The sequence below is a fragment of the Rhizobium etli 8C-3 genome (assembly GCF_001908375.1).
Taxonomy (GTDB): domain Bacteria; phylum Pseudomonadota; class Alphaproteobacteria; order Rhizobiales; family Rhizobiaceae; genus Rhizobium; species Rhizobium etli_B.
The window spans coordinates 1,960,061-1,986,947 of record NZ_CP017244.1 but is presented as its reverse complement, the minus strand read 5'-3'; the positions used below and the strand labels follow the sequence as shown (position 1 = coordinate 1,986,947).

At 60.6% G+C, this 26,887-nt stretch carries 24 protein-coding genes and 3 pseudogenes; 14 read left to right on the top strand and 13 right to left on the bottom strand.

All coding sequences use genetic code 11. From position 1 onward, the window contains the following. Window positions 1-13 precede the first annotated feature (13 nt). From AM571_RS34295 to AM571_RS34290, 3 genes and pseudogenes are all read right to left on the bottom strand, one after another. Window positions 14-1,666 (bottom strand): ABC transporter substrate-binding protein, encoded by a 1,653-nt coding sequence (locus tag AM571_RS34295; protein ID WP_074065353.1) that lies wholly within the window; start codon window positions 1,664-1,666, stop codon window positions 14-16. A gap of 395 nt (window positions 1,667-2,061) precedes the next feature. Continuing rightward, a complete protein-coding gene (locus AM571_RS36780; protein ID WP_155774575.1) occupies window positions 2,062-2,205 on the bottom strand; it encodes a hypothetical protein in 144 nt (47 codons plus the stop codon). A 314-nt stretch (window positions 2,206-2,519) separates the two neighbouring features. Then, a pseudogene (locus tag AM571_RS34290) lies at window positions 2,520-2,879 on the bottom strand (ABC transporter substrate-binding protein); the annotation flags it as partial. A 97-nt stretch (window positions 2,880-2,976) separates the two neighbouring features. On the opposite strand from AM571_RS34290, the gene AM571_RS34285 reads away from it, so the two are divergent. The 5 genes from AM571_RS34285 to AM571_RS34265 all read left to right on the top strand — a co-directional run bounded on the left by AM571_RS34285 (window position 2,977) and on the right by AM571_RS34265 (window position 8,950). Beyond that, window positions 2,977-3,981: a LacI family DNA-binding transcriptional regulator gene (locus AM571_RS34285; RefSeq protein WP_074065352.1), complete on the top strand. Its 1,005-nt coding sequence runs from the start codon at window positions 2,977-2,979 to the stop codon at window positions 3,979-3,981. A 36-nt stretch (window positions 3,982-4,017) separates the two neighbouring features. Then, window positions 4,018-5,310: an ABC transporter substrate-binding protein gene (locus tag AM571_RS34280; RefSeq protein WP_074065351.1), complete on the top strand. Its 1,293-nt coding sequence runs from the start codon at window positions 4,018-4,020 to the stop codon at window positions 5,308-5,310. Between the two features lie 92 nt (window positions 5,311-5,402). Beyond that, window positions 5,403-6,341: a carbohydrate ABC transporter permease gene (locus tag AM571_RS34275; protein ID WP_074065350.1), complete on the top strand. Its 939-nt coding sequence runs from the start codon at window positions 5,403-5,405 to the stop codon at window positions 6,339-6,341. Beyond that, window positions 6,334-7,227 carry a carbohydrate ABC transporter permease gene (locus tag AM571_RS34270; protein ID WP_074065349.1) on the top strand — a complete coding sequence of 298 codons (894 nt, stop codon included), beginning with the start codon at window positions 6,334-6,336 and terminating at the stop codon, window positions 7,225-7,227. Before AM571_RS34275 ends, AM571_RS34270 begins: the two co-directional genes overlap by 8 nt. A 4-nt stretch (window positions 7,228-7,231) precedes the next feature. After that, window positions 7,232-8,950: a GH32 C-terminal domain-containing protein gene (locus AM571_RS34265; RefSeq protein WP_074065746.1), complete on the top strand. Its 1,719-nt coding sequence runs from the start codon at window positions 7,232-7,234 to the stop codon at window positions 8,948-8,950. Window positions 8,951-9,079: 129 nt separating this feature from the next. On the opposite strand, the gene AM571_RS36770 is transcribed toward AM571_RS34265, so the two are convergent. Together AM571_RS36770 and AM571_RS34255 are read right to left on the bottom strand one after the other, a co-directional pair. After that, a complete protein-coding gene (locus tag AM571_RS36770) occupies window positions 9,080-9,229 on the bottom strand; it encodes a hypothetical protein (protein WP_155774573.1) in 150 nt (49 codons plus the stop codon). Window positions 9,230-9,757: 528 nt separating this feature from the next. Beyond that, the gene (locus AM571_RS34255) at window positions 9,758-9,967 is read right to left on the bottom strand and encodes a hypothetical protein (protein ID WP_074065347.1); all 210 of its coding nucleotides are present in this window, start codon (window positions 9,965-9,967) and stop codon (window positions 9,758-9,760) included. A 944-nt stretch (window positions 9,968-10,911) separates the two neighbouring features. Between AM571_RS34255 and chrA the strand changes: the two genes are divergently transcribed. The 3 genes and pseudogenes from chrA to AM571_RS37910 form a co-directional block, all read left to right on the top strand. Further along, window positions 10,912-12,321 carry a chromate efflux transporter gene (gene chrA / locus AM571_RS34245; RefSeq protein ID WP_074065345.1) on the top strand — a complete coding sequence of 470 codons (1,410 nt, stop codon included), beginning with the start codon at window positions 10,912-10,914 and terminating at the stop codon, window positions 12,319-12,321. A 44-nt stretch (window positions 12,322-12,365) separates the two neighbouring features. Beyond that, entirely contained in the window at window positions 12,366-13,568 is a 1,203-nt protein-coding gene (locus tag AM571_RS34240; RefSeq protein ID WP_074065344.1) for an MFS transporter, read from the top strand. Window positions 13,569-13,721: 153 nt separating this feature from the next. Continuing rightward, window positions 13,722-13,838: pseudogene (locus tag AM571_RS37910) on the top strand (3-ketoacyl-ACP reductase); the annotation flags it as partial. 221 nt (window positions 13,839-14,059) lie between these two features. Here AM571_RS37910 and AM571_RS34230 read toward each other — a convergent pair. From AM571_RS34230 to AM571_RS34205, 6 genes are all read right to left on the bottom strand, one after another. Beyond that, window positions 14,060-15,409, bottom strand: coding sequence for a cytosine deaminase (locus AM571_RS34230; RefSeq protein ID WP_074065342.1), 1,350 nt, complete (start codon window positions 15,407-15,409; stop codon window positions 14,060-14,062). Window positions 15,410-15,444: 35 nt separating this feature from the next. Continuing rightward, window positions 15,445-16,416: a LysR family transcriptional regulator gene (locus AM571_RS34225; RefSeq protein WP_081377280.1), complete on the bottom strand. Its 972-nt coding sequence runs from the start codon at window positions 16,414-16,416 to the stop codon at window positions 15,445-15,447. Between the two features lie 2 nt (window positions 16,417-16,418). Then, window positions 16,419-17,414 carry an isopenicillin N synthase family dioxygenase gene (locus AM571_RS34220; protein ID WP_074065340.1) on the bottom strand — a complete coding sequence of 332 codons (996 nt, stop codon included), beginning with the start codon at window positions 17,412-17,414 and terminating at the stop codon, window positions 16,419-16,421. An 84-nt stretch (window positions 17,415-17,498) separates the two neighbouring features. Further along, window positions 17,499-18,293 carry an ABC transporter permease gene (locus AM571_RS34215; protein ID WP_074065339.1) on the bottom strand — a complete coding sequence of 265 codons (795 nt, stop codon included), beginning with the start codon at window positions 18,291-18,293 and terminating at the stop codon, window positions 17,499-17,501. A 4-nt stretch (window positions 18,294-18,297) separates the two neighbouring features. Then, window positions 18,298-19,071 carry an ABC transporter ATP-binding protein gene (locus AM571_RS34210; protein ID WP_074065338.1) on the bottom strand — a complete coding sequence of 258 codons (774 nt, stop codon included), beginning with the start codon at window positions 19,069-19,071 and terminating at the stop codon, window positions 18,298-18,300. A 5-nt stretch (window positions 19,072-19,076) separates the two neighbouring features. Continuing rightward, a complete protein-coding gene (locus AM571_RS34205; RefSeq protein ID WP_074065337.1) occupies window positions 19,077-20,066 on the bottom strand; it encodes an ABC transporter substrate-binding protein in 990 nt (329 codons plus the stop codon). Window positions 20,067-20,131: 65 nt separating this feature from the next. On the opposite strand from AM571_RS34205, the gene AM571_RS36760 reads away from it, so the two are divergent. Next, a complete protein-coding gene (locus tag AM571_RS36760; RefSeq protein ID WP_155774572.1) occupies window positions 20,132-20,419 on the top strand; it encodes a hypothetical protein in 288 nt (95 codons plus the stop codon). 330 nt (window positions 20,420-20,749) lie between these two features. Here the strand turns inward: AM571_RS36760 and AM571_RS34195 are convergent, their stop codons facing one another. Further along, window positions 20,750-21,685, bottom strand: a complete 936-nt coding sequence (locus AM571_RS34195; RefSeq protein WP_074065335.1) for a LysR family transcriptional regulator — start codon at window positions 21,683-21,685, stop codon at window positions 20,750-20,752. 107 nt (window positions 21,686-21,792) lie between these two features. Here AM571_RS34195 and AM571_RS34190 point away from each other — a divergent pair, with 107 nt between their 5' ends. From AM571_RS34190 to AM571_RS34175, 4 genes and pseudogenes are all read left to right on the top strand, one after another. Then, window positions 21,793-22,977 (top strand): acyl-CoA dehydrogenase, encoded by a 1,185-nt coding sequence (locus AM571_RS34190; protein WP_074065334.1) that lies wholly within the window; start codon window positions 21,793-21,795, stop codon window positions 22,975-22,977. Between the two features lie 59 nt (window positions 22,978-23,036). Next, a complete protein-coding gene (locus AM571_RS34185; RefSeq protein ID WP_257788706.1) occupies window positions 23,037-23,354 on the top strand; it encodes a 3-hydroxyacyl-CoA dehydrogenase NAD-binding domain-containing protein in 318 nt (105 codons plus the stop codon). After that, window positions 23,284-23,502, top strand: a pseudogene (locus AM571_RS34180) (4Fe-4S dicluster domain-containing protein); the annotation flags it as partial. The gene AM571_RS34185 and the pseudogene AM571_RS34180, both read left to right, overlap by 71 nt. A gap of 38 nt (window positions 23,503-23,540) precedes the next feature. Then, window positions 23,541-24,686: a CaiB/BaiF CoA transferase family protein gene (locus AM571_RS34175; RefSeq protein WP_074065333.1), complete on the top strand. Its 1,146-nt coding sequence runs from the start codon at window positions 23,541-23,543 to the stop codon at window positions 24,684-24,686. 571 nt (window positions 24,687-25,257) lie between these two features. Here the strand turns inward: AM571_RS34175 and AM571_RS34170 are convergent. After that, window positions 25,258-25,638, bottom strand: a complete 381-nt coding sequence (locus AM571_RS34170; protein WP_074065332.1) for a hypothetical protein — start codon at window positions 25,636-25,638, stop codon at window positions 25,258-25,260. Between the two features lie 670 nt (window positions 25,639-26,308). Between AM571_RS34170 and AM571_RS34165 the strand changes: the two genes are divergently transcribed. Then, window positions 26,309-26,695, top strand: a complete 387-nt coding sequence (locus AM571_RS34165) for an ester cyclase (RefSeq protein ID WP_074065331.1) — start codon at window positions 26,309-26,311, stop codon at window positions 26,693-26,695. Window positions 26,696-26,887 lie beyond the last annotated feature (192 nt).

Below are 26,887 nucleotides of genomic sequence, written 5' to 3'. Positions count from 1 at the left end.
GTTACGGTGCGCCTCAATCGCTGACGAAAGCCGTGTAGTAGCTGGCATAAGCAACGCCGTTGTAGACCTCGCCCTTGAGCGACGGAGACTGTACGTAGATGCGCTGCACGATCTGCGTGCGTGGGATAAAATAGCCCTGCTCAAGGACATATTCCTGCAGCTCATCGAGAACCGGCTTGCGCACGTCGATGGAGGCGGCGCCGGCGATTCTGTCGCGCAAGTCGTTAAGCTTGGCATCGCGGTCATCGAGGGCGAACCAGTTCTCGCCGTTGTTGGCATTGGTCAGGATGCCGGCGACGGTGCCGGCATCGATGAAGCTGCGGGTCACTTCGTAGGCCGGCACGGCCGGGCCGCCATACTTGACCTTCTCGCCGAAGGTCACGACGTCGTAGGCGCGAATGTCAACCTTCCAGCCGATCTTGCCGAGCTGCTGGGCGATGAGCTCGTCGATGGATTTCGACGTTGCGAGATAGGGGTTGGAGTGGAGCGCTATCGTAAGTGGCTTTCCGTCCTTGGCGCGGATGCCGTCGGCGCCCTTCAGCCAGCCCGCCTCGTCGAGGAGCTTCTCTGCCTTGCCGGGGTCATATGCCAACAAAGCGCTGTGATCGGTCGCGCCCGGCACGTTGCTTTGGATGAACGATTTCGCCAGTTGCCAATCGGATGTGTAGACTGTGTCGATGATCTCCTGGCGATTGATGCCGGCCTGAAGGGCCTGACGCACCTTCAGGTCATCGAAAGGTGCAAGCTTGGTGTTGATCGCCCAGCCGTTGACGAAACCGAGGTAGCGTGGCGTGGCAATCGTAAATCCCTCCTCTTTGAGGGATTTCAGCTCCTGGGGGGAGGCATTGTAGGCGACATCGGCTTGTCCGGACTGGACCGAGGCGACCCTGAGCGACGGTTCGGACACCAGCTTATAGGTGATCGAATCAAGAAAGGCCGGACCGGTATGGCCGACGGCGGCCGGACCCCAGTTATAGTCCTTGCGCTTGACCAGCTTGACGAAATCGCCTTCCTTCCAGGAGTCGACCACATAAGGGCCGCTGCCGGAAGTCTTGCTCAGATCGGCCTGCTCAGAAGCGGGCTGCGCAATGGACTTAGGAGAAATCAGGATCGAGCCGTGATAGCCGAGCGTCGGAATAAAGCCGAGCGTGGGCTTCTTGAAGAAGACCCTGACCGTGGTGGCATTGACGGCCTGTGCGTGGTCGTAGGTTTTTGGGAAGAGACCGATGGGGTTGATGCCTTCGTTCTTGCGCCCGCTGTACCAGATGTCGAGGTTGGCGACGACGGCCGCCGCATCGAGCGGTGAGCCATCGGAGAACGTCACGCCGCTTTTAATATGAAGCGTGAACTCGGTGGCGGCATCGTTCTGTTCCCAGCGCTCGGCCAGCCAGGGGCTGACCTTGCCTTCAGCATCGACATAGAAAAGCTTGTCGGTCACATGGCCCCAGATGTGGCCCTGGAAGCTGGAGATCGCGCTGTTGTTCGGAATCCATGTATCGCCGAGCGAGTCGATCAGGAAGGTGATGTCGCCGCCTTCGCGCGGACTGTCGGCAGCCCGGGCCGGAGTGAAACCCTCCGGTGCAAGCAGAGCGGCGGCCGCCGCCGCGGATGTCGTGATCAGTAGACGACGTCTCGAAAGGGAGAGCAAGGTGGTGCGTTCGGTCATGAAGGTTCCTGATGGTTGTTGTTGTCTTTGTGATCGTCGAGCGAACTGCGCGCGTCGAGCCGCACGCGCTGCGACAGCCCGCCGAGCGGGCGAAACGCTTGGCCGGAAGCCGAATAGATCTGGGCCTGCTTACGTCATTCGAACGGGTGGAACGCAAGCTGCGGTGCTGACGCTACTGCTCAGCGATCGATGGTGATTAAGTCGGATCCCATGCGTGCTGATCGTTTTCGGGTCATGAACGGTCCCCTGTTTTTGACGAGAAGATCATGACGACAGCCTAGCAGGGTGGCTCAACCGAGAAAGACCAGTTGTTCTTTTTCTACTAAAATTATGGATTATTTTGCCGTAGTTATTGACGGTGACAGGATCAGCTTTTCAGAAGAGTTTCGATCGGGCTATTGATCGGCCGACACGCAGAACTTCATACCGTCGAATATCCGCACCGGCGGCGGTTCATCGGCAAAGTGCTCCACCTCTACCGTGGTGATCTGCCAGTTGAGCCCTGTGCCAATCGACGAGGTGGGGCGGAAGGCGGCCACCCTTGTCGATCCACTACTTCATGGCTTGGGTAGAACACCGTCGACGACAGTGCCCGCCGGACTGTCGCCTTCTATCCGCCCCGGCGCGATGAGCTGCTTTTCCACCTCCAGCATGAACAGCCGGATGAGGAGATCGCGGTGTAGTCGCCGAAGGCGGACGGTTTCACGCCGTCCGACAGCCACGGATGGTAGTTGTTGTCGAGATCCCACAGATGAAAATGCGGATCGATGATCGGGAGGTCCTTCATACATGCTACCCTTCAAGAGATCGCCGAAAAAGGGGCGCCGACTAGAGCAGCCGACGTCCGTACCACTTAGTTGGCGGGCGGGAATACCCGTGCGACGGCCTTCGCTTCGGGCGTTGTCGACCTTATCCTCCGCCACGAGAGGCATGATGAGAGCGAGGTCTTTCTTGACCGGCGCACCGGTGATTGCATTGACGACCTCCTGCGTCCCGTCGATTCCCTGTCCAACCGCCTCCTGGAAGAAGATGCCCTGGATCGCGTTCGACTTCAGCAGAGAGATCGTCGTCATCCACGACTGCGATACCGACCTTGTCTGTGCCCGCGTGTCTGAAGAACCTTTGCGGCGCCGGTCTCGGCCTCATCGTACATCCCGTAAAGGGCCTTGATGTCAGGATGGGCCGTGAGCATGTCGATCGTCGGCTTAACGGCAACCGCCTCCATCGCTGCGGACTATCCTCAAGCCCTGTTGACTCCAAGACGAGCAACCATTAACAGATTGGGTAATCGATAACCCAAAGCGAACCCAGTGACTGCATCGCTCAATGACATAGCCGCCCGCGCAGGCGTTTCCGTCAAGACCGTCTCAGGCGCCTTGCATGGCGGCTCGGCGCGCATGTCGGAGGAAACCCGGCAGCGGATCAAGGAGATCGCCGAGGAGATCGGTTATGTCACCAACTTCGCCGCTCGCAGCATGCGGCAGGGCTGGATGCCGCTCGTCGGCCTTGTCGCCGACGATCTGATCACGTCGCCTTTCGCGACCGAGATCATCAGAGGGCTCGACGGCGCAGTACGCGCCGCCGACATGGCCGTCTTCGCCATGACGCTCGGCGGCCACCGGAGCATAGCATCGATACTCGACGAGATGCGGCGCTTTCGCCCGCGGGCGATCGCCTATGCCGCCATGTATCACAAGAACGTCGACCTGCCGCCCGAATTTTCCGATGCGGTCGGCGTCATGATCAATTGCCGGGATGCCAACGATCGCGTGACCTCTCTGGTGCCCGACGAAACGGGGGCGGCGCTCGAGATTACCAACTACCTCATCGATGCCGGCCGGCACAATATCGCCTTCATCAATCTGCCGGGGCTGCTCGCAGGCGAACTCCGGGAACTCGGTTTCCGGCAGGCGCTCGATCATGCGGGCATCGACGGAGCCAACGCCATCGTCTTGCCCGCAGTCAGCAAGGCGATCTACAGCGACCGGGCGCACAGCCTCGTGGCCACGCATGTGCATGAGCTCATGAGCGGCCCCCGGCGCCCAGATACCATCCTGTGCGGCAATGACCGCGTGGCCATGGAGGTCTATGCCGCGCTGCGCCGGACTGGCGCAGCCATTCCCGACGACGTCGCCGTTGCGAGTTTCGACAACCAGGTCGAGATTGCCTCGCGTCTCGACCCGCCGCTGACCACCATGGCGCTTCCCCATCGCGCCATGGGCCGCCAGGCCGCGCAAATCCTGCTTGCCGAAGACCGGCCCCCGGTCGGAGTGCAGAAACTTCCGTTCCAGCTGGTGGAGCGGGCATCCGTATAAATTGAAACAGGCCCATTCAATTGAGGAGGAATTCTTATGGGTAAACGTTTACTTTGGTCTCTGGTCCTGTCCTCGGCGCTAACCGCTACATGGGTGCAGGCAGCCGAGAAAACCGCAATCCAGGTCATGCATCAGGGCGATCCCGGTTTTGTCGCCGCCTATGGCAAGGTCGCAGAGCGGTTCGAAGCCGCCAATCCCGATGTCGACGTGCAGTTCATCTATGCGCCGCACGATGCCTATAACGAGAAGTTCAGCGCCGCCGTCATGGCCAAGCAGCTGCCCGACGTCATGGAGCTCGATGCGCCGTTCCTCGCCAATTACGTCTGGTCGGGCTATCTTCAGCCCATCAAACCGCTGATCGACAAGGACCTCCTCGACGACATGACGGAGTCCAACATCGCCCAGGGCACATACCCGATCGATAAGGACCTCTATGCGATCGGCCTGACCGACTCGTCGGTCGTACTTTACGGCAACAAGAAATATCTCGAAGCAATCGGCGCCCGCATCCCGAAATCCGTCGACGATGCCTGGACCTGGGAGGAGTTCGAAACCTATCTCGAGAAGCTTTCCAAGCTCGACGGCGTGAAGTGGCCGATCGACACCTTCCGCGGCTATGGCATCAAGACCGAATGGATCACCTATGCCTATGGACCGATCCTGCAATCGGCCGGCTGCGACCTCATCGACCGCAAGGCCTGGAAATCCGGAGGGACGCTGGATAGCGACGCCTGCGCCGATGCGCTGGCGATGATGCAGAAGTGGGTCAAGAATGGCTGGGTCGTGCCGCAGTCGGCCGGAACCAACCAGTTCTTCGCCGAAGGCAATCCGGCGGCGCTGGCGCTCGGCGGGCACTGGGTCTATGCGGAAGCCGCCGCGACCATGAAGGACAACATTGTCGTGCTGCCGCTTCCAAAGTTCGGCGCCAAGGGTGCGAGCCCTGATGGCACCTGGATCTGGGCAATCACCAAGACATCGGCGCATCCCGATATCGCCGGCAAGTTCATCAGCTTCCTGCTGAAGGACAAGGAGTTTCGGAGCTTCGTCGCAAGTCAGTCGGGTTACCCCGGACTAAAGAGCTTCGCTGCTGAATCTCCGCTCTATGCTCCAGGCGGCCCGATGGCGATCGCCTTCGAACAGGCATCGAAGACGGCCGTCGCGCGCCCGCCGCATCCAGCCTATCCGACCATCACCTCCGCCTTCATGCAGGCCGTCGACGAGGTGTTCAATGGCGGCGATCCCAAGGAGGCGCTGACATCGGCCGCCAACAAGATCGATCAGGATATCGAGGACAATGACGGCTATCCGCCGTTCGGCGAAGAGCAGTAAGCGTGGTCGCCGCCGACAGGTCGAAGCCCTGCGATGTCTCCGCCGGACATCGCAGGGCGGGACCGGCATCCAGGTTTGGAAAGGAGGACTGCATGGTCATGCAACAATCGACATCTTCGACATCCGTCCGAAAAGCTCCGGTACGCCGGCATGACAAGGGACGGGCGATGCAGGAAGCGGCCATGCTTGCGCCGGCCGTCGTCCTGTTGACCCTCTTTCTGATCCTGCCGTTCCTCTTGTCCTTCTGGACGGCGATGACCAACCAGCCTCTGGTGCCACGGCCGACGCCGGTCCGGTTCGTCTGGTTCAACAATTTCATCCGTATCTTCCAGGACGATCTTTTCTGGACGGCGCTCTGGAACGTGTCGCGCTTCACCTTCTGGATCATTCCGGCGCAGTGCGGCCTCGCCTTCGCGACAGCGCTCCTGCTTCATCAGAAGCTGCCGTTCCGCAATCTTTTGCGCGGCATGTTCTTCCTGCCGGCGATCACCTCGATGGTCGTGGTCTGCGTCATCTGGGGCACTCTGTTCCAATATCCGACGGGCCCGTTCAACCAGATCCTCGGCTTCCTTTCCGGCGGAGCGATCCAGCCGATCGATTGGCTCGGCGATCCGCAATGGGCAATGTTCTCGCTCGTCCTGCTCTCGGCCTGGCAGGCCTATGGCTTCCAGATGATCGTCTACCTCGCCGGCCTTCAGGGCATTCCGGACGAACTCTACGACGCCGCCAAGATCGACGGCGCGAACGCTTTCCGCCGCTTCTGGCATGTGACCATGCCCGGCCTGCGTCCGACCCATGTCTTCGTGCTCGTGATCACGACCATCCAGGCCTTCAAGCTCTATACCCAGGTCGCCATTCTCACGCAGGGCGGACCGAAGAGCAGCACCGAAACGGTGGTGCACTACATGGTCCGCGCCGGCTTCGAAGAGCAGAAAATGGGCTATGCCTCCGCCGTCTCGGTCATCCTGTTCGTGATCGTTCTCGTCATCGCGCTGATCCAGCGCCAGCTCCTGAGGCGCTTCGATGTCTGATATCGTTCTCTCGATCCCGCAGGCCCGCAGCGCGCGGCCTCGTTCCGCCGCCAGGGTTCTCCGAAGCGTCCAAACGGCCTCCATCTTCATCATCGCATTGGTGATCGTCTCTCCGTTGCTGCTCCTGGTCGTGGCGAGCCTCAAGGACGACAGGTTCCAGATCCTTGCCGACATGGGCAGCTTCCGGGCCTTCTGGGTGTCGAACCCGACGTTGTCCAACTATGCGGAAGTCGGCCACCTCTCCGGCGAACTCGCCTTCGGACGATACCTCATCAACTCGCTGATCATCCTGGTCACCACGGTTTGCTCCGGCCTGATCGTGAATTCGATGGCTGGCTTCGTTCTTGCCTGCGGATCGCTCAAGGGCCGCGCCATCATCCTGTCCATCGTGATCGCGCTCTATGTGATCCCGCAGGAAAGCATCATCATGCCGCTCGTGATCATGGTCTCGCGAGCGGGAATGTCCGACACCTTCGCGGTGCAGATCGTGCCCTGGGTCGCAAGCCCCCTCTACATCTTCCTGTTCTACCAGTTCTTCGCGCAGCTGCCGAAGGAATTGCTGGAAGCGGCCGAGATCGACGGCGCATCCTTTTTCCGGGCCTATCGCTCCATCTTCCTGCCGCTTAGCCTGCCCGCACTCGCCACCGTGTCGATCCTGATGGGTATCGAGACCTGGAACCAGTATCTCTGGCCGATCCTCGTCACGCAGACCGACTATGCCCGGCCGATCGCCGTCGCCATCGCGACCTTCTTCGGACAGGACAGCATCTACTGGGATCGAGCGATGGCCGCCTCCGTTTTGATGATGACCCCGATCCTGGGGCTCTACCTCGCATTCCAGCGCTGGTTCGTGAGTTCGTTTATCGGCTCTGCCGTGAAAGGTTGAATTGATGACAAGCCAAGCGATTTCTGCCTCCGATGAAGTGGAGCTGGAGACGATCAGCGCCGTCCTGCCCGCGGGGTCCACGGTCCATGCCTGGATCAAGGCATCCCATTGCGTAGCCCCGGGAAGGCTGACGGCACATGTCGACGGGAACACGGCCGGCGTTGTGGAAACATCAAATCCGCATGAGTTCGAGTTTCGGCTGCTGACGCTGGAAAGAGGCGGAGACACCGTCTTCTCCTACGATCCTGCTACAACCGAGGTCTCGGTGCTCTATGCCTTCCTTCAGCCCCGGGTTCTTGAAGAGGGCATCCGGCTGCTGCATGTGCGCCCTGCCAATGCCGCCCCCGCAGTCCCGGGCGGCTATCATTTCCGCCCGCCCTTCGGCTGGATGAACGATCCGAACGGTTTTGGAAGGTTCGGCGGCAGGCTGCACCTCTTCTACCAGCACTATCCCCACAGTCTTCGGTGGAACAACATGCATTGGGGTCATGCGGTCTCGCAGGATTATCTTCGCTGGACGCATCTCCCGATCTTTCTTCCGCCTTCGGATGAACTCGCCGCGCGGGCCGACGGGCGGGGCGGCGCATTTTCCGGCTCGGCGATCGCTCTTCCCGGCGACGAAGCCGGTCTTCGCATTTTCTTTACCGAGCATATGAAGGATCGGGAACCGGAGGAACAGGTTCAGTTCACCGCCACCAGCCGCGATCTTGTCAATGTCGACCCGGCAGACCTGATCCTGCCGACGCGTCCCGCCGGGCTTGGCCTGACGAGGGACTTCCGCGACCCTTACGTCTTCTCGGGCCCCGACGGCAAATGGAAGATGCTGCTTGGCACGCGAGACCGCGAGGGCGGCGTCATCCTGCTCTATGAAACCGATGATCCGGCCGCGGCATCGGGATGGACTTTCCTTGGCACGCTTCACCGCGAGAACCGCTTCGGGATGACAGCGGCGGAGTGCCCCTGCATGGTGCCCCTCGACGGTCCCGCAAGCGACCCTTCGACGCGCTGGGCCCTGATCTTTGGTCTCCTGACGAGCCGCGACCCGGTAACAGGCCGGCGCAACATGACGCTTGCGACCATCGGCCGGTTCGATGGCCAACGGTTCTTGATTGAATTCGAACAAGAACTGGATTTCGGCACCGACGCCTACGCGTTCCAGGCCTTCGTCGACGAGGGGGGGGCGGTCGGCATTGCTTGGCTTGCCAACTGGACGGATATCTCAAGAGAGATCGACATGCCGACGGCGATGACCCTGCCGCGCCGGCTGGCACTGCAAAGCGGCGCGCTGATCACGCCGCCGGTATCAGGCATCGAAAGCCTGCGGCAGCACCAGCTGGATGCCGGAGGTTTTCTGGATGGCCGGACTGTCGATCTCGTCAACGGCTCCGTCGAGATCCTGCTAACCCTGGGGCAAGCCGGCAACGCTTTCCGCCTCGATCTCGAACATCCCGGGGCGACGGTCGCGGTCCAGCTGAACAAGGACGGGCTGAGCATTCCTTTTTCGGTGGCGAATACCAAGGCAGCTCCCCGCTATATCGCCGCCGGCGCCCGCCCGTCGACCATCCGGATCTTTCTCGATGCAGGCTCCATTGAGGTCTTCGCCGACGATGGCCGCTGGACGGGAACCAAGCGGCTGCCCGGTTTCAACGGGGTGAGCGCAGTGCGCCTTACGGCACCTGAGAGAAACATTGTCGCCGCCGAAATCTGGCAGCTCGGTCTTTGATCTCTGGAGGAAAAAACGACGTGGCATCCGTTACGATCGATAGCCCGCAAGCATTATGGCTGTTCCAGTGATCACGAGGCGTCTCCGTCGATATCCGTTGCGCTCGTCGGCCCCTTGGGCTGCGACAACTCAAGCGCCCGGCACATCGACGTCACGTTCGCGCGCGACCTCGAGCTCAATCCGCCCGAGGAATGGTTGCGGGACATCGACCAGACGCTGTTTCCCGGCGGATATTTCAAGGAGTTCATCTTCCAGGACGTCGAAGACGCTCGTTCTCACGGACCCGATCATCAACATCGAATTCGACAAGGTGGCCGAGCCTTGGGAACGGCTATAAGATTCAGCGGAATGGACCACCCCCGCGGGCCAGATATTCTTCCGCATGCGCCTGCCGCTGTTACTGCAGCGCGAAAGGCGACTGCAGTGTTCGCGAAAATCCACTCCTGGCGTCCGGATTGCATTTTACTGAGCCATGGCCGGTGTTTCGAGTCCCATGGCGACGACGTCATCAGGCGAATATTCGGCCCGCCGCCATCCTGAAGTGGAGATCAGGCGAAGCCTATCAGCGCCGCCGACCGGGACGACCACCACGATCCACGGAGGGGAGGCCACGCCATGAGAAGGACAAAGCAGGTCAGCGCAAGCGCAAACTCGTGCGGACCAACGGGCTGGTAGAGCGCGGCTCCGAGTACTCACCACCGTGGCGTTGGCACCGCCCATCACGCGACCGAGAGTTCCTTATCTCTTGGGTAATAGGGTTGCGCGAAGAGCATGGCGGAGCAGCGACCGCGTGGTACGCATGCAGTCTTAGCGCCAGGCTTTTTCACTGCGATGTTCGTAATGGGCGAAGGCCGTTTTCAAACCCTCGAGAACTTCCGCGGCTGTCTCGAACATGGCTTTGAACTGTGGCTCGTCGACTTTCTCAACGTCCTCCCGCAGATGGCCGATCATCTCGTCGAGGCGGGTTTTCATCTTTTGCGTATGATGAAGTGGCTTGCGGTCGTCTTCACTGACCATTGGAACACTCCTCATTTTATTTGCCGACAGATCCGCCAGTTGCGACGGCGCGAGACCGGGTACAACGTCGGAGCCTGTCGTGGGGTTCCCGGACACTCGAAAGCGAGGCCATCACGTTTCCTGCGAAAGGTTTGCTAGCTGCCGCGAGGTCACTTTTTCGAAAAGGCGAACGCCCTGGCGGAGAAGGTGAAGAAACGTCAGTGGCGCCTCTCGGCTTCAGAGCACCACGCCGAGGGACGGCAGCGGGTGGAATCTTGCTGTCTGAGCCGACCATCGGATGGGGCTTCCGACGCTCCACTTGGCCGGTCCACGGAAACTCGATCCCATAGCGGCCCGCGAGTTCCGCCACTTCGGTTACCTGGTCAGGAATGCGCAACTCGCGTGCGGCCCCTCAACGAAGAATTCCTCCAGCCCTCCGGGTGTCAGGATCGTAAGGTTGCGCCCTAGCCCGGCGCTGCAAAATCGCCCACGCATCAGGACACGGCCCCCAGCGAGCAAACGGCACGCTCGTGCCGCCCGGCAAAGTTGGGAGCGAGGTGTCGCCCGAGCAGGCCTACGAGGCCGCGAGGCTATCGACGCCGGCGATCCTTGGGAGTCTTCAGCGGGCTTTGGGTGATCTGGACGGCATCGCTGGCTGGCTTTCCATTGCAGAACATATCGCCGTCGCACCAGGCTTTAACCGGACGACGCAGGTAATCAACGGCTGCTCGGACCTTCTGCTGAGCACGACATTCATGCGACCACCTGAGGGTTCCACCGCTTGACAACTCTGGGCCAAGCGAGGAAAACATCGCGCATGGGGCTGCGATCACCCCACGAGGCGACAGCCGAAGCATCGCGTCCATTCAACCGCTAGACGGAGGACGCGTTATGCCGTCACTTCTTGAAATTTCCCCCGAAAAGCTTGCCTCACAACTGGCCCTCGCCGAAGAAAGGGGTCTAAGATGACCGAGATAGTCAGAAAGGCCGCCGCTGACACAGTGCGGCGGCAGCAATACGCTCATGGCATTCCTTTTGGTGAAGCATTGCGAGTGTGGCTGAGGATCGCGGCCTTAAGCTTCGGCGGACCCGCCGGCCAGATCGCAGTCATGCATCGCATTCTCGTCGATGAAAAGCGCTGGATCGGCGAGCACCGGTTCCTGCACGCGCTCAACTACTGCATGCTGCTGCCCGGTCCGGAAGCACAGCAGCTTGCCGTCTACATTGGCTGGCTCATGCACAGGACAGCCGGCGGCCTCGTCGCCGGCACGCTGTTCGTGCTGCCCGGCTTCCTTGCTATCCTGGGCTTAAGCTACATCTACGCCGCCTTCGGCAATGTCAGCGTCATCGAAGGGCTGTTCTTCGGCCTCAAGGCGGCGGTGCTTGCCGTCGTCGTCCAGGCAGTGTTCCGGATCGGCGGCAGGGCGCTGAAGAACTGGCTGATGATCGCCATCGCTGCGGCAGCCTTCATTGCGATCTTCTTCTTTCAGGTTTCCTTCCCGCTGATCATCCTGGCGGCGGGTATTGTCGGTTATATCGGCGGCCGCTTCGGTTCCCCGCTCTTCCGGATCGGTGGCGGCCACAAAGCGGGCAGCGGCCCAATTCTCAAGGACGAGGACTCTGTCCTTGGCGAGGAGGTGCCGGTCCATGCTCGCCCGAATCTCGCCTGGTCCCTTCGGGTATCGGCGGTGTTCCTTTCGCTGTGGTTGGTGCCACTGGCGCTCCTCGTCGTCTTCCTCGGACCGGACAGCGTCTTCACCCAGATCGGACTGTTCTTCAGCAAGATGGCGGTCGTGACCTTCGGCGGAGCCTATGCCGTGCTCGCTTATGTCGCGCAGGAAGCGGTCCAGCATTATGGCTGGCTGAGACCTGGTGAGATGCTCGATGGCCTCGGCATGGCGGAGACGACGCCGGGTCCGCTGATCATGGTGGTCCAGTTCGTCGGCTTCATGGGAGCCTATCGCGATCCCGGTTCGCTGAACCCGATGATGGCGGCGACGCTCGCGGCAATCCTGACGACTTGGGTGACCTTTGTTCCCTGCTTCCTCTGGATCTTCCTCGGCGCGCCTTTCATTGAACGGCTGCGAGGCAATATCGCCTTGACGGGTGCGATGTCGGCGATCACCGCCGCCGTCGTCGGGGTGATCCTCAACCTTGCCGTCTGGTTCGGCCTGCACACGCTGTTTGCGGAGGTGGTGGCCTGGGACATCGGACGGTTCTCGCTCGAAGTGCCTGTCCTGAGCTCGCTGGTTCTGCCGTCGCTCGCGCTGACCCTGGCTGCAGGGGTTGCAATCTTCCGGTTCCGCGCGTCAGTCATCGCGACGCTGCTGGCCTGCGCCGTCGCCGGTATGATCTGGACGCTCATGATCTCGTAAACGCTAGTGAAAGGAACACAGGAGCGCGCGGGCGAAAGGAAACAGTGAGATTAGTTCGAAGCACCCACCCTGCGACATATCTTTTCGGAGCGCGCGCCTTGCGTGACTTCGGCGACGGCTTCGTCGCTATCCTGTTGCCGGTCTATCTGCTCGCTCTCGGATTTTCTCCGCTGCAGGTCGGCATCATTGCGACGGCATCGCTCTTTGGCTCTGCGCTCTTGACGATTGCGATCGGCTTCCTCGGAGCGCGCTACGACCTTCGCTGGATGCTCCTGGCCGCCGCGAGTCTGACGACGGCCACGGGCGTCGCGATGTCCCTGGCGCACGATTACTTGCTGCTGCTGGTAATTGCATTTGCCGGCACGATCAATCCGTCGGCCGGCAGCGTGAGTGTCTTCATTCCGCTGGAGCACGCGGCGCTCACCCGCGAAGTGACCGATGCGGAGCGGACGGGGGTGTTTGCCCGTTACAGCCTCATCGGGGCACTCGCCAGCGCCGCCGGCGCGCTCGCGGCCGCCCTGCCGGATTTCTCAACCGTCATCGGGCTCGAACGACTGACCGCCATCAAGCTGATGTTCGTGCTCTATTCGCTCGTGGGCATTGCCGGCGGCCTTCTTTATGCCCGCCTACCGAAGCGAATGGTCAGTCACGAATCCGCCAAAGCCGCGCTCGGACCCTCGCGCGCCATCGTTCTGAAGCTCGCAGCTCTGTTCAGCCTCGACGCCTTCGCAGGCGGCTTCGTCGTTCAGTCGCTGCTGGCCTTGTGGCTGTTCGAGCGTTTCGATCTGTCGCTCTCCGAGGCTGGGGTATTCTTCTTCTGGACGGGCGTGCTATCGGCGTTCTCGTTTCCTGTGGCCGCATGGCTGTCGCGGCGCATCGGGCTGATCAACACCATGGTGTTCACCCATATCCCGTCAAGCATTGCCCTGCTGTTGGCGGCGTTCGCGCCCACCTTGCCCATGGCGCTAGCCCTGCTGTTGGTCCGGGCGGCGCTCTCGCAGATGGATGTGCCGACGCGCTCTTCCTATGTGATGGCGGTTGTGACGGAGGCGGAGCGGGCCGCGGCCGCGAGCTTCACATCCGCGCCGCGCAGTCTGGCCGCAGCGGCCAGTCCCGCCCTTGCAGGTGCTCTCTTTGCTGCAACCTATCGATCTTCGCCCCTCGTCATCTGTGCCGTGCTGAAGATTGTTTACGACCTTCTATTGTTGCTGCAGTTTCGCCAACTCAAACCGCCTGAGGAACGGTAACCGTTCATAATCAGTATGCTTTGACGCGGGAATAGCGTTGGTGAAGTGATAAAGGCTACAGACGCCACCTGCCGAAAGCAGGGCTGGAAGTTCGACATCATGTTGGCATCCTTTTTCCTGTCGCGGAACAGCATCCCGCCATCGAATTTCTTAGCGGTCGATGACGACGGGATCCGCGACAATGCAGTCGCACCCGGCACGATCGACACCGAACTCCTTCGAACGAGCCGAGGGATTGCGCAAGCATCCGAGGGCTTCCGCCAAAGGACGAGAGCGTAGGCAAAATGCCGATCACGGATCGGGCTGCTGAAACAACCCAGCCACGCTGCTCGTCACGTCGGTGCTGGAAGGTCCAGGCACGGAGAGCGGCACCGGCGCCGGACGGCCTCGAATAGGCCGTCAGTAGTGGATATCAGGACTTAATAGCCAAGGGGACCGGCGAGCTTCGCCGGCCCCCCTTTATTGTTTCGTGGACGGGAGCGGATCCGGGCTCAGGCCAACTGGAAATCAGCGAGCATGCTGTAGGACGGTAATGCCCTGTTGGCGAAGATGCCGCGGCGGAGGATGACTCGGTCCGAGTGCGGGCGGGCGATAACCTGGTCGAGGCTCCAGGCTTCCAGGATCATCAGGTCAGCCGAACGACCGATGCCGATGGTGCCGGCGTCGATGCCCATGATGCCGGCCGGTGTCGGGCCGGCAAGCGCGGTCGCATCCGCGTAGGGGTGGTCGAGATGCAGGATGCGCACCGATTGCCGCCAGGTGTCGAGCATGTCATGATCGCCATAGGCGTGGAACGGGTCGCGGCAATTGTCGCCTGCGGCCGCGACCGGAATGCCGGCCGCGCGCAGTTCCTGCATGGGCGTGACCCCGCGCCAGCGCGGGGTGCGGCCAGCTTCGCGATCCTGGAGATACATGTTGACGGTTGGCAGCGTGATGATCGAAAGGCCGGCATCGGCGATCAGCGAGATCCTCTCGCGCAATTCGTCCTCGCTCAGAAGCGAAAGCGAACAGCAGTGGCCGCACGTGACGCGCCCCTCGTAACCGTGGCGGATGGTGGCGCGCGCCACATGCGGCAGCGCATCGGCCTGTGCAGCCTCATCGACATGCAGATCGACATCCAGTTCTCGTTCCTTCGCCAGCGCAAACAGCTGGTCGAGCAGCAGGTCGATATCGTCGAGGCTCGAACCATGCGTTCCCCCGGAGGCGCGGGTCACGCCGCCGAGCAAACCGCCATGGCCAGCAACGATATCGGCAAGGCGCGCACCGTAGTCGTCGCGATAGGCATCGAGCGGCACGAGGCCGGCTGCCTGCAAGGTGACGCGGCCTTTCCAGCGTTCGCGCGCCTGGGCAAAGGCGTTCCAGGTGATATCCGCCTGCCCTTCGTGGCTGTCGAGATGGGTGCGGATGGCCACTACGCCATGGGCGTCGGCCGTAGCAAGGCCGAATTCCATCCGCCGCATAAGGTCGTCCGCATTCCAGTAGGCGAGGCGGTCTGCCGTCGTTGCGGCGCGGGCGCCTGGATGCGTGCCGCCGGAATCCGGTGCTCGTCCGATGGTGTGGCCCTTGTCGAGATGGGCATGCGCATCGATCAGAAGCGGCCAGACATGGCGGCCGTCAAGGGCGACGGTCTCTTCGCCGCTTTCGGGGAGGGCGGGCGTCAGGGCGGCAAACCTGCCATCCTCGATCAGAATATCGACGAGAGCTGAACCGTCTCGATCCACCTCTGCACCCGGCACATCATCGAAAAGCAGCGCGACCGGCACGCGTGCTTTTGCAAGGCGAATGCGTTCTGGTCTCGCCAGACGGGCGGCAAGGCTTGGAAACAGGGAAAGATCGTTCATGGTGAGGGTCTTTATCGGATGGGTTGCTGAGGCGGTCAACTCTCGTCGAACGAGGCGAGCAGGCGCTCCTGCGCGAATTGCATGAAATGGCTGCCGGCAGGCGAAAGCGAGCCGCGGGCGCGGTGAAGGATATTGAGCCTTTGCAGCGAGCCGGTTCCAGTAAGCGGAATGAAGACCAGTTCGCCGGCAGCCATCTCGCGGTCGACGTCGAGCCGGTTGAGGAAGGTGATATGCGGGGCCGTCCGGGCCAAGCGCTTCATCAGCTCCATGGAATTGGTCTCGACGACGGGAACAAGTGTGGCACGCGCCGGTGCCGTTGCCTCGACGACCTCGCGCAGCGACAGCGATCGATCCGCCAGAACCAGCGGATAGAGGAGGCAGTCCGACATGCGAACGGTCTTGCGGGTTGCGAGTGGATGCTCAGGGGCGACGACCGCTCCCAGCGCATGGCGGAATTCGGCGGCGCGCTGCAGGCGGGTATCGTCCGACAGGTTATAGGCGATGGCGAGATCGGCCTGGCCGAGTGCCACCATTTCCGCGACGGTCGTCCGGTCGCCGACCATGATCCGCAGCCTGACGTGCGGATGTTCTTCGCGGTAGGCGGCAACAATCTCGGCGATGCGGCCGGCGGCAAGCGTCGACATGGTCGCCAATATCACCTCGCCGCGATCGAGCCCCTTGAGGGACTGGATCTGCGCTCGCATCCGCTGATGCGCCTGCAATGTCTCGCGAATGTGCTGGATGAGGATCTCGCCGGAACTCGTAAGCTGCAGGCCGCGCGGCAGGCGCTCGAAGATGGGCGCCTGCAGCTCTTCCTCAAGCTCCAGGATGTAGCGGTTCACCGCAGAGGCGGCGACGTGCAATGTCTTCGCCGCCTTGCGGATGGAGCCCTGTCGGGCCACCTCGTCGATGTAGCGCAGCGCGCGTCCATGAAGCATGATTGGTCCGTTGCCTGACGGGGGTCGGATTGACTGTTTTACGATGTCACCGCAACGGACCATCTTCAACGTTACTTCTTGGTGAAATTGGCGTTGATGCGTCGGGTCAGGTATTCGCCGGCCGTGATCGCCTCGTATTTGCCAAGCGGACCCTGCATGACGGCATCGCGGTTTGCCTGGCAGAAGAAGGGCAGGGACAGGCGGCGGCCCATATACTCGTCCTTGCGCGGCATGCGCACCCGGTGCAGCGTCGACTGCAGCTGGTCGTCCGACCAGCGCATCAGCATGTCGCCGATATTGCAGGTGATATATCCCTTGCGCGGCGGCACGTCCGTCCATTCGTGCAGGGCCGCATCCTTTCCCGGGCACACCTGAAGCCCGCCTTCGCCTTCCTTCTGGTGAAGGATTGTCAGGCAATCGAAATCCGAATGCGCGCCGGCACGCCACGACGTGAAGTCTTCCGGCTTGGCGCCTTCCATCGACATGTAGTGGATGAGCCGCAACGTCGATTGGTACTGATCCGAAGAGGGATCGTGCGCCTTTGTGAAGAAATCCTCGGCAAAGCCCATCTTCAGCGCGAAGCAGGAGAGGATGCGCATACCGAGTTCCCAATTCTGGCGCTCGAAGCGGAGCATCTTTTCCCGGAAACCCGGAAGATCGTCTTCGCTTGGCCACAGGTTGAGACGGACCATGTCCGGGCGGGTGAGCTGGAAGCTTTCCTTGTTATCCGGCGTGCCGGTTGAGGGGCGGACCTGCGCCTTGAATTCCCAGCCGGCATTGATGCCCTTCGGCATCGGGGTTTTTGCCTTCACCTCGGTCGGCAGTTCGAAGAACGTCCATGCCGTATCGAAGGCCGCGTCGATCTCATCCTGGGCGATGCCGTGATTGTAAACCTGGAAGAAGCCGATCTCAACCGAGGCGTGCCATAACGCATCGGCGATCTCGTACTTTCGGTTGTCGAAGTCGGCAAGGTCGATGACGGGGATTTCCCGGTCCACGGTCGTGCCCATGCCGCCGATAGTCGCTTCCTTGGCGAGTTCGGCGAGGGTGTCTGTCTGGATATTCATACCATTCTCCTGGGTGAACGCCGGCGGACCGGCGGTTGAGGGGCAGTGTCGGGGCAGAGCCCGACTGCTTCGACTCCGGATGAGTCAGCTGTTCTTCGGCACACTCCAGGGGAAGAGGAGCTTCTGCGTCAGGACCACGGCCTGAAACAGCAGGAGCGACATCGCAGCGAGCACCAGCAGGCCAGCCCAGGCCTGCGGCAGCTTGAACAGCGAGGTCGACAGCTGAATGAAATAACCCACGCCGGCTTCGGATGCGCAGAACTCCGCAACCACGGCGCCGATGACGGCAAGCGTGATCGAGATTTTCAGAGCCGAGAAGATGTAAGGCACCGCAAACGGCAGACGGATCTGGGTGGTCTCGCGAAAGCCCGAGGCGCGCAAGCTTCGCGATAGTTCAATCAGTTCCGGTGGGGTCGCTGCAAGGCCGGTTGCCGTGGATACGACGAGTGGAAAGAACGTGATGAGACAGGTGATGACGATGCGCGGCGCATCGCCGGCTCCGAGCACCACGATGATGATCGGCGCGATCGCCACCACCGGCGTCGACTGCACGACGACGAGCAGCGGATAGAGCGTTCGCGACAGGAACGGCGAGCGCATCATGACGACCGCGAGCGGAATGGCGATGACGATGGACATCGCGTAGCCGATCAGTGCCACCCGCAACGTCGCGGCGATGTGGCCCACCCAGCGCTCGAAGCCGATGGACGAGAACGAACCGAGGATCGCGCTTGGCGGGGGCAGAAGATAGGTCGGGATTGACAGGAGCCGCGCTGCCGCTTCCCACAGGATGACGGCGCCGATGAGGGCTGCAATCGTCGTGATGCCCGGCAATGCCAGCACCTGCTTGAAGAAGGCGACTGGCGTACGGCTCTGCATGGCGTCATGCCGCGTGACGGTTGAGGAGGAGATCGCGGAGATAATCGGAGAGGTCATAGATCGCCTTGTCCTTTGCAGTTTCGGGGCCGCGCGGCCGGCCGACGGGGGCGGTGACTTCGGTGAGGATGGAGCCGGGTCTTTCCGTCATCACCAAAACGCGGTCGGACAAAAGCGCCGCCTCGCTAACGGAATGCGTGATGAAGACCACCGTCTTCGGACGTTCGGAAAAGATGCGCAGCAGATCGAAGCCCATCACTTCGCGCGTCAGGGCATCCAGCGCCGAGAAGGGCTCGTCCATCAGCAGAATGTCCGGGTCCATGAGCAGCGCGCGGGCAATGCCGACGCGCTGCTGCATGCCGCCGGACAGTTCGTCCGGCAAGCGCTTCTCGAAGCCGGAAAGTCCGACCATCCTCAGGAGCTCGCCCGCCCGCTCGCGTTCCTCTGCCGTTACCCGGCCGGTCTTGTGACGTGCGGGAAACACGACATTGTCTTCGACAGTGGCCCAGGGAAGCAGCGTCGGCTTCTGGAAGATGATGCCGATATCGTCACGGGGTGCATCGACCGGCAGGCCGAAGACGTCAACCGAGCCGGACGTTGGCTTCAGCAGGCCGGCGATCATTCGCAGGAGTGTCGATTTCCCGCAGCCCGAAGGGCCCAGGATCGAGACGAACTCATGCCGGGCCACATCGAAACTGACGTCGCGCAGTGCTTCCGTGCGTCCGGATCGGGTCTCGAAAACCTGCCCCAGCCTGGCGAAGCGGATAGCGGGTATCGCCATGACGTTTACTCCGTTGCGGCAAAGGTGCGGTTGACCATGGTTTCCGGATCGAGCTTGACCGGATCGATGCCCTGTGCTTCGGAGACACGGTGCCAGGTTTCGGCGAGGCGGGCGGTTTCGAAGACACCGAGGCCGTCCTTCTCCGTTACCTCGTTGAAGATGAGCGGCAGCGTGTCCTTGAGCGAGCCCTGAACATCTTCCGAGCTGAGTTCCGGTACGATGGCGGTAACAGCGGCGGCAGCCTTCTCCGGGTTGTCCTTGGCGAACTCGACGGATTTCTTGTACGCCGTGACGAAGCGGGCTGCGACTTGCGGACGCTTGGCAAGGAAACCGTCGCTGGCGATGAGGGATGCGGAATAGAGCTCGAGACCGGCTGCGGACCACGGCAAAGCAATGATCTCCTTGCCGGCCTCCTTGCCCTGATTGCTGTAGCGCGTCAGGTCGGTCATCCAGGCGATGATGCCGTCGGCATTGCCGGTCATCAGCATCGGGCCGAGTGCGCCGGGATCGGCCTTGATGAGCTTGACATCCGCCATGTCGATGCCGGCATCCTTGAGCACCAGTGGCAGATAGACATTGGACGATGTGAATGGCGACGTCGCGATCGTCTTGCCCTTGACGTCGGCAACGCTTGCGATCGAGCCGCCCTTGGCGACGTAGAAGGCATGCGGTCCCTTGTTGAACAGCGACATGACGGCCGTGACCTTCACGCCTTCATTGGCGCGGGCGGCCATCAGGGCGCCGATATCCGAAACACCGATGTCGGAGGATGCAGCGGCCAGGCGCGAGATGGCGTCGGTCGAGCCGCGACCGGAGGCAATTTCCACCTCGAGGCCGGCCTCCGAACAGAAGCCTTCATGGATGCAGACATAGATCGGCGCCTTGTCGCCGCCCGGCAGCCAGTCAAGCTGAAAGATGACCTTGTCGGCGGCTGATGCTGCGCCGGCAGAAAGGGTTGCGGCAAGTGCATAGAAAGCAAGCTTGGTGCGGGACATGGGTCGACCTTTCGCAATCAGTGTTCTGTTTTTAAGTACGGACGGAGATTAGCGACGCGCTCCGGATGGAAGCCATTCGCAACGAGCCTGGCGATCGCGCAATCGCGTTTTTCGGGGCGCTTGCTTCTCAGGCATGCAAAGCAGCGATGCGTGCGAAGCTGGTCGAATCCGGTGTCGATCTCGGCGGATTTCGGGGCGAGATCGCTGATTTTCCCTTGCATTTGGACACTCCTCGACAGATTTACCTGCCGAGCAATGTCCAGAACCATGGTTCAGACCGCTTCTACCCGCGAGCTCTTTGTCTCATGCAGAAGCCGCTTTTTGCAAGAGTTTTGATGAAATTTTATACGTGATTGAAAATTAGGCAGGATGAGCTTCGCGTTGAGGTACGATCGAGCCCTCAAGCCATTGCGCTTTGATTTCAAACGCAATATTTTGTCGAAAGAAAGTTATAAATCGCTCAGGAATTCATCGTTCTAATAATTAGAACGGAGAGAGCGGAAATCTCTTTGTGCTAATAACTGTTGCGGCGACGAAAGTGGCCGGATCTTAGGATCAAGTAGGTTCCCCCTGACTGGCGTCTTTGGGCACCAATCAAGGGCCGTGGATCAGCAACGTCGAGTGCCCCTTGAACGCTTGCAATCGAACATGAGCGAAGGGTCGAATGGGCCCTGCACCAGCTGCTATTGCAGCCGAGTTCCTCCATCAGCCGGCAGCGATTGCTGGTAACGCGCGATCTCTTCGATAAGCCATGCTCGAAACGCCACGACCGGACGCAAATTCTTCCTGCTGAGCGGCGCGACCGCATAGTAGGCGCTGGGGCTTTTGACCTGATGCGGAAGGGCTTGAACGAGCTGGCCATTCGCAAGCTCGGAGTCGATGAGGAAAAGCGGCATCAACGCGAGCCCCAGCCCGGCAATGCAGGCTTGGGCAACATTGCTGAACTGCTCGAACCGCATCGCCTGCGATGGGGTGCCGCTGATCTCGAGGCTCTCGAAAAAATGGCTCCAGGCCCCAGGACGGGATGTCATCTGCAGCAGCGGCAGGCGAAGCAGATCCTCAGCCTCCAAGATGGGATGCGAAATCAGAAAAGACGGGGACGCGACCGGCGCTACCATCTCCTCCATCAGAAATGTGATTTCCGCCCCCGGCCAGTCAGGCTGGCCGATATGGATTGCCATGTCGATGTCGTCGCGGTCGAAATCGAATATCCCTATGCGCGTCGCGAAGTTCAAGGTGATCTGCGGGTGTCTGGCGACAAATCGCGGAATGCGTGGCATCAGCCAGCGGGTTCCGAATGTTGGCAAGATGGCAAGATTGAGTTGATCGTTATGCTGTTTGGTCATGACCTGCAATGAAGCGGAACGAATTTCCGCCAGAGCGCTGGCAATGGCTCGCGCATAATCGGTGCCGGCCTCTGTGAGGTTGACACCACGGCTCGTGCGCTCGAACAGCAAAACGCCCAGTTGTTGTTCAAGCGCGGCAATCTGCCGGCTGATAGCGCCCTGCGTCAAGGAAAGCTCCTCAGCTGCCGCAGAGAAGGTGCCTAGCCGCGCGACGGAATCGAAAGCCGCGAGAGCGGAGGTCGAGGGGAGGAGTCTTCGTGACAGGTTTGCCATCAGCTATTACTATAACTCATAGGCTGATGAGTAAACCTCGCTTTCTCAATGCCGGAAAAACGGTTCTAATTCCATCAAATCGAACCGCCGAAAACCTCAACGGGAGGATGACGATCTTGGCCTTTTCTTGGAATGACCCCTTTCTGCTCGATGATCAGCTGACCGAAGATGAACGGATGATCCGCGAGTCCGCCGCGGCTTTCGCAGAATCCGAACTCCTGCCGCGCGTCCAGGAGGCCTATCTCGACGAAACGACCGACCCGGAACTGTTCAGGTTAATGGGGCAGACCGGCCTTCTCGGTGTGACGCTGCCGGAAGAGTACGGAGCCGCGAACGCATCCTACGTCGCCTACGGCCTGATCGCTCGCGAGGTCGAGCGCATCGACTCCGGATATCGATCGATGATGAGCGTGCAGTCCTCGCTGGTCATTTACCCGATCTTCGCCTACGGCTCTGACGAGCAGAAGAAAAAGTATCTGCCGGGCCTCGTCACGGGTGAGCTGATCGGCTGTTTCGGCCTGACCGAACCCGACGCGGGCTCCGATCCCGGCGGCATGAAAACCCGCGCGGAGAAAATCGAAGGCGGCTATCGATTGCGGGGCTCCAAGATGTGGATCTCGAACTCGCCGATTGCCGATGTTTTCGTCGTCTGGGCAAAGTCTGAGGCTCATAACAACGAAATACGCGGCTTCGTTCTCGAAAAGGGCATGACGGGGCTTTCGGCGCCGAAGATCGGCGGTAAGCTTTCGCTGCGTGCCTCGATCACAGGCGAAATCGTAATGGATGGTGTCGAAGTCACCGAGGATGCGCTTCTGCCCGGCGTTTCCGGTCTGAAGGGGCCGTTCGGCTGCCTCAACCGTGCCCGCTACGGCATCTCCTGGGGCGTCATGGGAGCTGCCGAGGACTGCTGGTTCCGCGCCCGTCAATATGGTCTGGACCGCAAGCAGTTCGGCAAACCGCTTGCGGGGATGCAGCTTTATCAAAAGAAGCTCGCCGATATGATGACCGAGATCGCGCTTGGACTGCAGGGCTCGCTTCGCGTCGGCCGCCTGATGGATGAGCACAAGATGGCCCCGGAAATGATCTCGATCGTCAAACGCAACAACTGCGGAAAGGCGCTTGAAATAGCGCGGCAAGCCCGGGATATGCATGGCGGCAACGGCATTCAGATCGAATACCATGTCATGCGCCACGCGCAGAACTTGGAGACGGTCAACACATACGAGGGCACCCACGACGTCCATGCGCTGATCCTTGGGCGTGCGCAGACTGGCCTCCAGGCATTCTTCTAATTCCCCATCGTCTGTTTGGCGCAGATCGTGCTTCAACTTACAAATCACCGAGAGGCAGCATGCCTATTGCGAATGAGCTTTCTACCGTCGCCGTCATTGGCGCCGGCCAGATGGGGACTGGCATCGCGGAAGTCGTGGCGAAACATGGGCATGAGGCCTTTGTTTACGATCTCGATAAAGCTCGAATCCGGGCGAGCATCGAAACGAGTGCCGGATATTTCAGGTGGCAGGTCGAAACCGGCAAAATGCCGGGCGAGACGGCTGAGCAGGCGATCTCCCGAATAAAGGCAGCGTTCTCTCTTTCAGCTGCAGAAGGCCTCGGAGCTCGACGTCTATGCCGGACCGTCAACCCGCTACCGTCCGGCCGGGGTCTATGAATGGGTGGAGAAGGACGGCAAGGACACCTTCGTCATCAACGCCCAGAACTGCGTCCACTGCAAGACCTGCGACATCAAGGACCCGAACCAGAACATCAACTGGGTGGTGCCGCAGGGCGGCGAGGGGCCGGTCTACCCGAATATGTGAGGCGGATCGGCGAGCTTAGCAATGATCAGGGAGTACCGATGCAATTTCCGCTTGAAGGCGTTCGGGTGGTGGAGCTGGCCCGTATCCTGGCCGGTCCGTGGGCTGGACAGACACTTGCCGACCTGGGAGCGACCGTCATCAAGGTGGAAAGCCCGGAGGGCGACGATACGCGCCGCTGGGGGCCTCCCTTCATCGAGGATGGGGAGGATGTCGCGGCAGCCTACTTCCATAGCTGCAATCGCGGAAAACTGGGCATCACGGCGGATTTCAAGTCGGCGGAAGACGTCGAAAGGGTTCGTGCACTGATCGCGAACGCGGACGTCGTCATCGAGAACTTCAAGGTAGGCGGACTGAAGAAGTTCGGTCTCGATTACGAGAGCCTGAAGGCGATCAATCCCACGCTGATCTACTGCTCGATTACCGGCTTTGGCCAAACCGGCCCATATGCCGGCCGGGCAGGATATGATTTCATCGTTCAGGGCATGGCGGGCATCATGGATTTGACTGGTGAGCCAGACGGCGAGCCGCAGAAAATCGGCGTGGCGTTCGGCGATATCTTCACCGGCCTCTATTCGGTCATCGCCATCCAGGCCGCATTGATCCTCCGCAACAGCACGGGGGAGGGACAGCATATCGATATGGCCCTGCTGGACAGCACGGTCGCGGTGCTGGCCAACCAGGCGATGAATTTTCTGGCCTCGGGAAAGGCGCCGACGCGGCTCGGCAATGCGCATCCCAACATCGCGCCATATCAGGTATTCCCGGTATCCGACGGCAACATCATTATCGCCTGCGGAAACGACAGTCAGTTCGCACGCATATGCGATGTTCTCCGGCTTTTCGCTGTGGCCGCCGACGCCCGTTTCAAGACAAACGCGGACAGAGTGCGTCATCGAGAGGAACTGACATCGGTGATGGAAGCGCAGACAAAGCTTTTCAAACGGACGGATTTGCTGGCCGACCTGGCGCGTGTGGGCGTTCCCGCCGGGCCGATCAATACCGTGGAAGACGTATTCGCCGACCCGCAAGTCGCGCATAGGAAGATGGCGGTGGACAATGAAGGAATACCGGGCATCCGAACGCCAATCATCTTTTCAGGGGCGGCACTGAACTCGCATCACAAGTCGCCTAGGCTGGGCGAACACAACGGCAAGGTGCGATCAGACTGGTCTCTAGCGGACTGATGCTTTGAGCGAGTAAAACGAAAAGCGATCTGTCCTTATTGCAATGGGCCTCACTGCTACGAGACAGCATTAGATAGGAGTGGAGGGCGTAGTCGCTGTCGATCCAGCATCAGCTCTTTGCGAATTCTGTTGACCAGTCGATGAGGGTTTTCGAGTTGAACGACTTGAAACGGCGGAACAGCCAGTCCGATCAAGCCTCGGCAGCTCGACCGCAAGCCCTGCTGAAATTTCCCGGGTCAGTCTTGTGTGAGGCGAGTTGTGCGCGCGGTGAGACGATCCCCAATTCAAAAATGCTGCAAGATCCGCCAGGTCGAGGTCGGTCAGCTTTGTCGCTTCGCCAATGCTGAAGGCAAGCAGATCTGTCAGATGGGGATCGAGCCGCGTGGGCATCAGATCATAGCGGGGCGAAACCGAATCGGGCCTTCCCTGTCGTAGAGGAGAGTGAATTTTTTGGCATGGGCATCGACATCTCCGGGTCATGAGATCGAACAGAACCGCCCTGATGAAACATTGCTTCTTCGTCACCGGCTCGGCCGTCGCGTCGAGAGCACTCGCCATCCCGCCTTACACTTCAATGCACGGTAGCCTCCGGCTGGACCAAGAGTTTCAAGGCCAGTTTGATAACCTTGCGGAGCTGGCGCCAGTGGGGAAGATCCCGTTCGTTCACCCGCTCCTGGATGGCAGTCATTATCCAGCCGACGCAGGCGATGTCCTCGGCCGCGCGATAGGTATCTGACCGCTCAATGCAGGCGACGATCCGCCTGCGGGCGTCACCGCCCTCGAGCGGGATGCCGGCGATCAGGGTTTGGGCTTGCCTATAGGCGGCCGCGATCCGCTGTCGCTCCTCGGGGCCGCTTTGCGCGATCACGCCGCATGTCCAGGCAAGTGTTTTCGACAGGGCTACGACTTCACTCTCATTTTTCGCGCCCGTGCGATCGACTTCCTCAGACATAGCACTGCCTCCTGATGAAGCGCCGCCGGCGGCGCGACATATAATCCTTGCGCAAGATGGTCGCTCCTCGATGCAATCGAACCGCCTTCTTGCGCCGTCGAAACTGCGGAGTTGCGACCGCCTTTCGTACGGCGTTGATCGTCAGCTGGTTGCGACACTGCCAGCTGCGTCTCCCAATATTTCATCTATAGGTAGCATTTTACAGGCTAGAAAGCAAGTGAGGCAAGATCTTTCAAAATCTCTGCGGCGCTATGGTTTGCAGGCTTTTTCGCTTTCCCGCGTCCAACTTTCGCAGCGTCGGTCTTGCCATACCGTCCCACCGATGGTTGTTCGTGGTAGGCACCTCTGAAACCGGAAGTGCTGTTGGAACCAAAACGCTCGCCGGGTGATCACGTTTTGTGCATCGCTGACGCGATACCGCTCGATGCCTTCGGCAGGAAGCCAGCAGAAACCGGTCCTTGCCCACACGGGCAATGATCAGTTGAAGAGGAGTCGCTTCGCCGGCTTCGGAAGACACCAAATAAATGCAAGCGACAGATAAGCTCCTACGGGAAGAACCATGCTGCCCAATAGAGGCGCGAACCGCCGCATATGCGGAAGAGGGCAGTGCGCTATCTCTTGACGTTGAAGATCGGGTAGCTTTTGGGCCTTTCGGCAAAAGGAGACGTCCATGACCGGAGACCTCGTCGATATATATCGTGCCTACTTGGATTGCCTCAACCGGCAAGCCTGGGACGAGCTTGGCCGTTTCGTTGAGAACGACGTACAGCATAACGGTCGGCTGCTAAGGCTATCGGGCTACCGGGAAATGCTGGTGAAGGACTTCGTAGACATTCCGGATTTGCAGTTCAACGTCCAACTGCTTGTCTGTGAGCCGCCGCGCCTTGCAGCCCGCCTTTTCTTCGATTGCTCCCCGAAAGGCGAGTTCTTGGGCCTGCGCGTCAATGGACGTCGAGTATCCTTTACGGAGCACGTTTTCTACGAGTTCGTAGGATCGAAGATCAGCTCAGTTTGGTCAGTAATAGACAAGTCGGCAATCGAAGCCCAGCTCCCATAGTAGGAGAGAGTTGATCAACGACCGCTTTCGGGCCAAAAACAGCCTGCGTCCGGCGTCATCGCACAGCGGCAGCAACATTACGAGCCCTGTGCACGGCTTGTTGCGGAGGATGTTCGCGTTCTGGGCCAAAACGATCGCGTAATGTATCGTCGGGAACGACAGCGTCACGGCGGGCATTCGAATATTAATCCA

Coding starts and splice junctions, on each gene's coding strand:
- AM571_RS34295 (WP_074065353.1), bottom strand. CDS start 1,666: ATGACCGAACGCACCACCTTGCTCTCCCTTTCGAGACGTCGTCTACTG.
- AM571_RS34280 (WP_074065351.1), top strand. CDS start 4,018: ATGGGTAAACGTTTACTTTGGTCTCTGGTCCTGTCCTCGGCGCTAACC.
- AM571_RS34275 (WP_074065350.1), top strand. CDS start 5,403: ATGGTCATGCAACAATCGACATCTTCGACATCCGTCCGAAAAGCTCCG.
- AM571_RS34270 (WP_074065349.1), top strand. CDS start 6,334: ATGTCTGATATCGTTCTCTCGATCCCGCAGGCCCGCAGCGCGCGGCCT.
- AM571_RS34265 (WP_074065746.1), top strand. CDS start 7,232: ATGACAAGCCAAGCGATTTCTGCCTCCGATGAAGTGGAGCTGGAGACG.
- AM571_RS34255 (WP_074065347.1), bottom strand. CDS start 9,967: ATGGTCAGTGAAGACGACCGCAAGCCACTTCATCATACGCAAAAGATG.
- chrA (WP_074065345.1), top strand. CDS start 10,912: ATGACCGAGATAGTCAGAAAGGCCGCCGCTGACACAGTGCGGCGGCAG.
- AM571_RS34230 (WP_074065342.1), bottom strand. CDS start 15,409: ATGAACGATCTTTCCCTGTTTCCAAGCCTTGCCGCCCGTCTGGCGAGA.
- AM571_RS34220 (WP_074065340.1), bottom strand. CDS start 17,414: ATGAATATCCAGACAGACACCCTCGCCGAACTCGCCAAGGAAGCGACT.
- AM571_RS34215 (WP_074065339.1), bottom strand. CDS start 18,293: ATGCAGAGCCGTACGCCAGTCGCCTTCTTCAAGCAGGTGCTGGCATTG.
- AM571_RS34210 (WP_074065338.1), bottom strand. CDS start 19,071: ATGGCGATACCCGCTATCCGCTTCGCCAGGCTGGGGCAGGTTTTCGAG.
- AM571_RS34205 (WP_074065337.1), bottom strand. CDS start 20,066: ATGTCCCGCACCAAGCTTGCTTTCTATGCACTTGCCGCAACCCTTTCT.
- AM571_RS36760 (WP_155774572.1), top strand. CDS start 20,132: ATGGAAGCCATTCGCAACGAGCCTGGCGATCGCGCAATCGCGTTTTTC.
- AM571_RS34195 (WP_074065335.1), bottom strand. CDS start 21,685: ATGGCAAACCTGTCACGAAGACTCCTCCCCTCGACCTCCGCTCTCGCG.
- AM571_RS34190 (WP_074065334.1), top strand. CDS start 21,793: ATGACGATCTTGGCCTTTTCTTGGAATGACCCCTTTCTGCTCGATGAT.
- AM571_RS34185 (WP_257788706.1), top strand. CDS start 23,037: ATGCCTATTGCGAATGAGCTTTCTACCGTCGCCGTCATTGGCGCCGGC.
- AM571_RS34175 (WP_074065333.1), top strand. CDS start 23,541: ATGCAATTTCCGCTTGAAGGCGTTCGGGTGGTGGAGCTGGCCCGTATC.
- AM571_RS34170 (WP_074065332.1), bottom strand. CDS start 25,638: ATGTCTGAGGAAGTCGATCGCACGGGCGCGAAAAATGAGAGTGAAGTC.
- AM571_RS34165 (WP_074065331.1), top strand. CDS start 26,309: ATGACCGGAGACCTCGTCGATATATATCGTGCCTACTTGGATTGCCTC.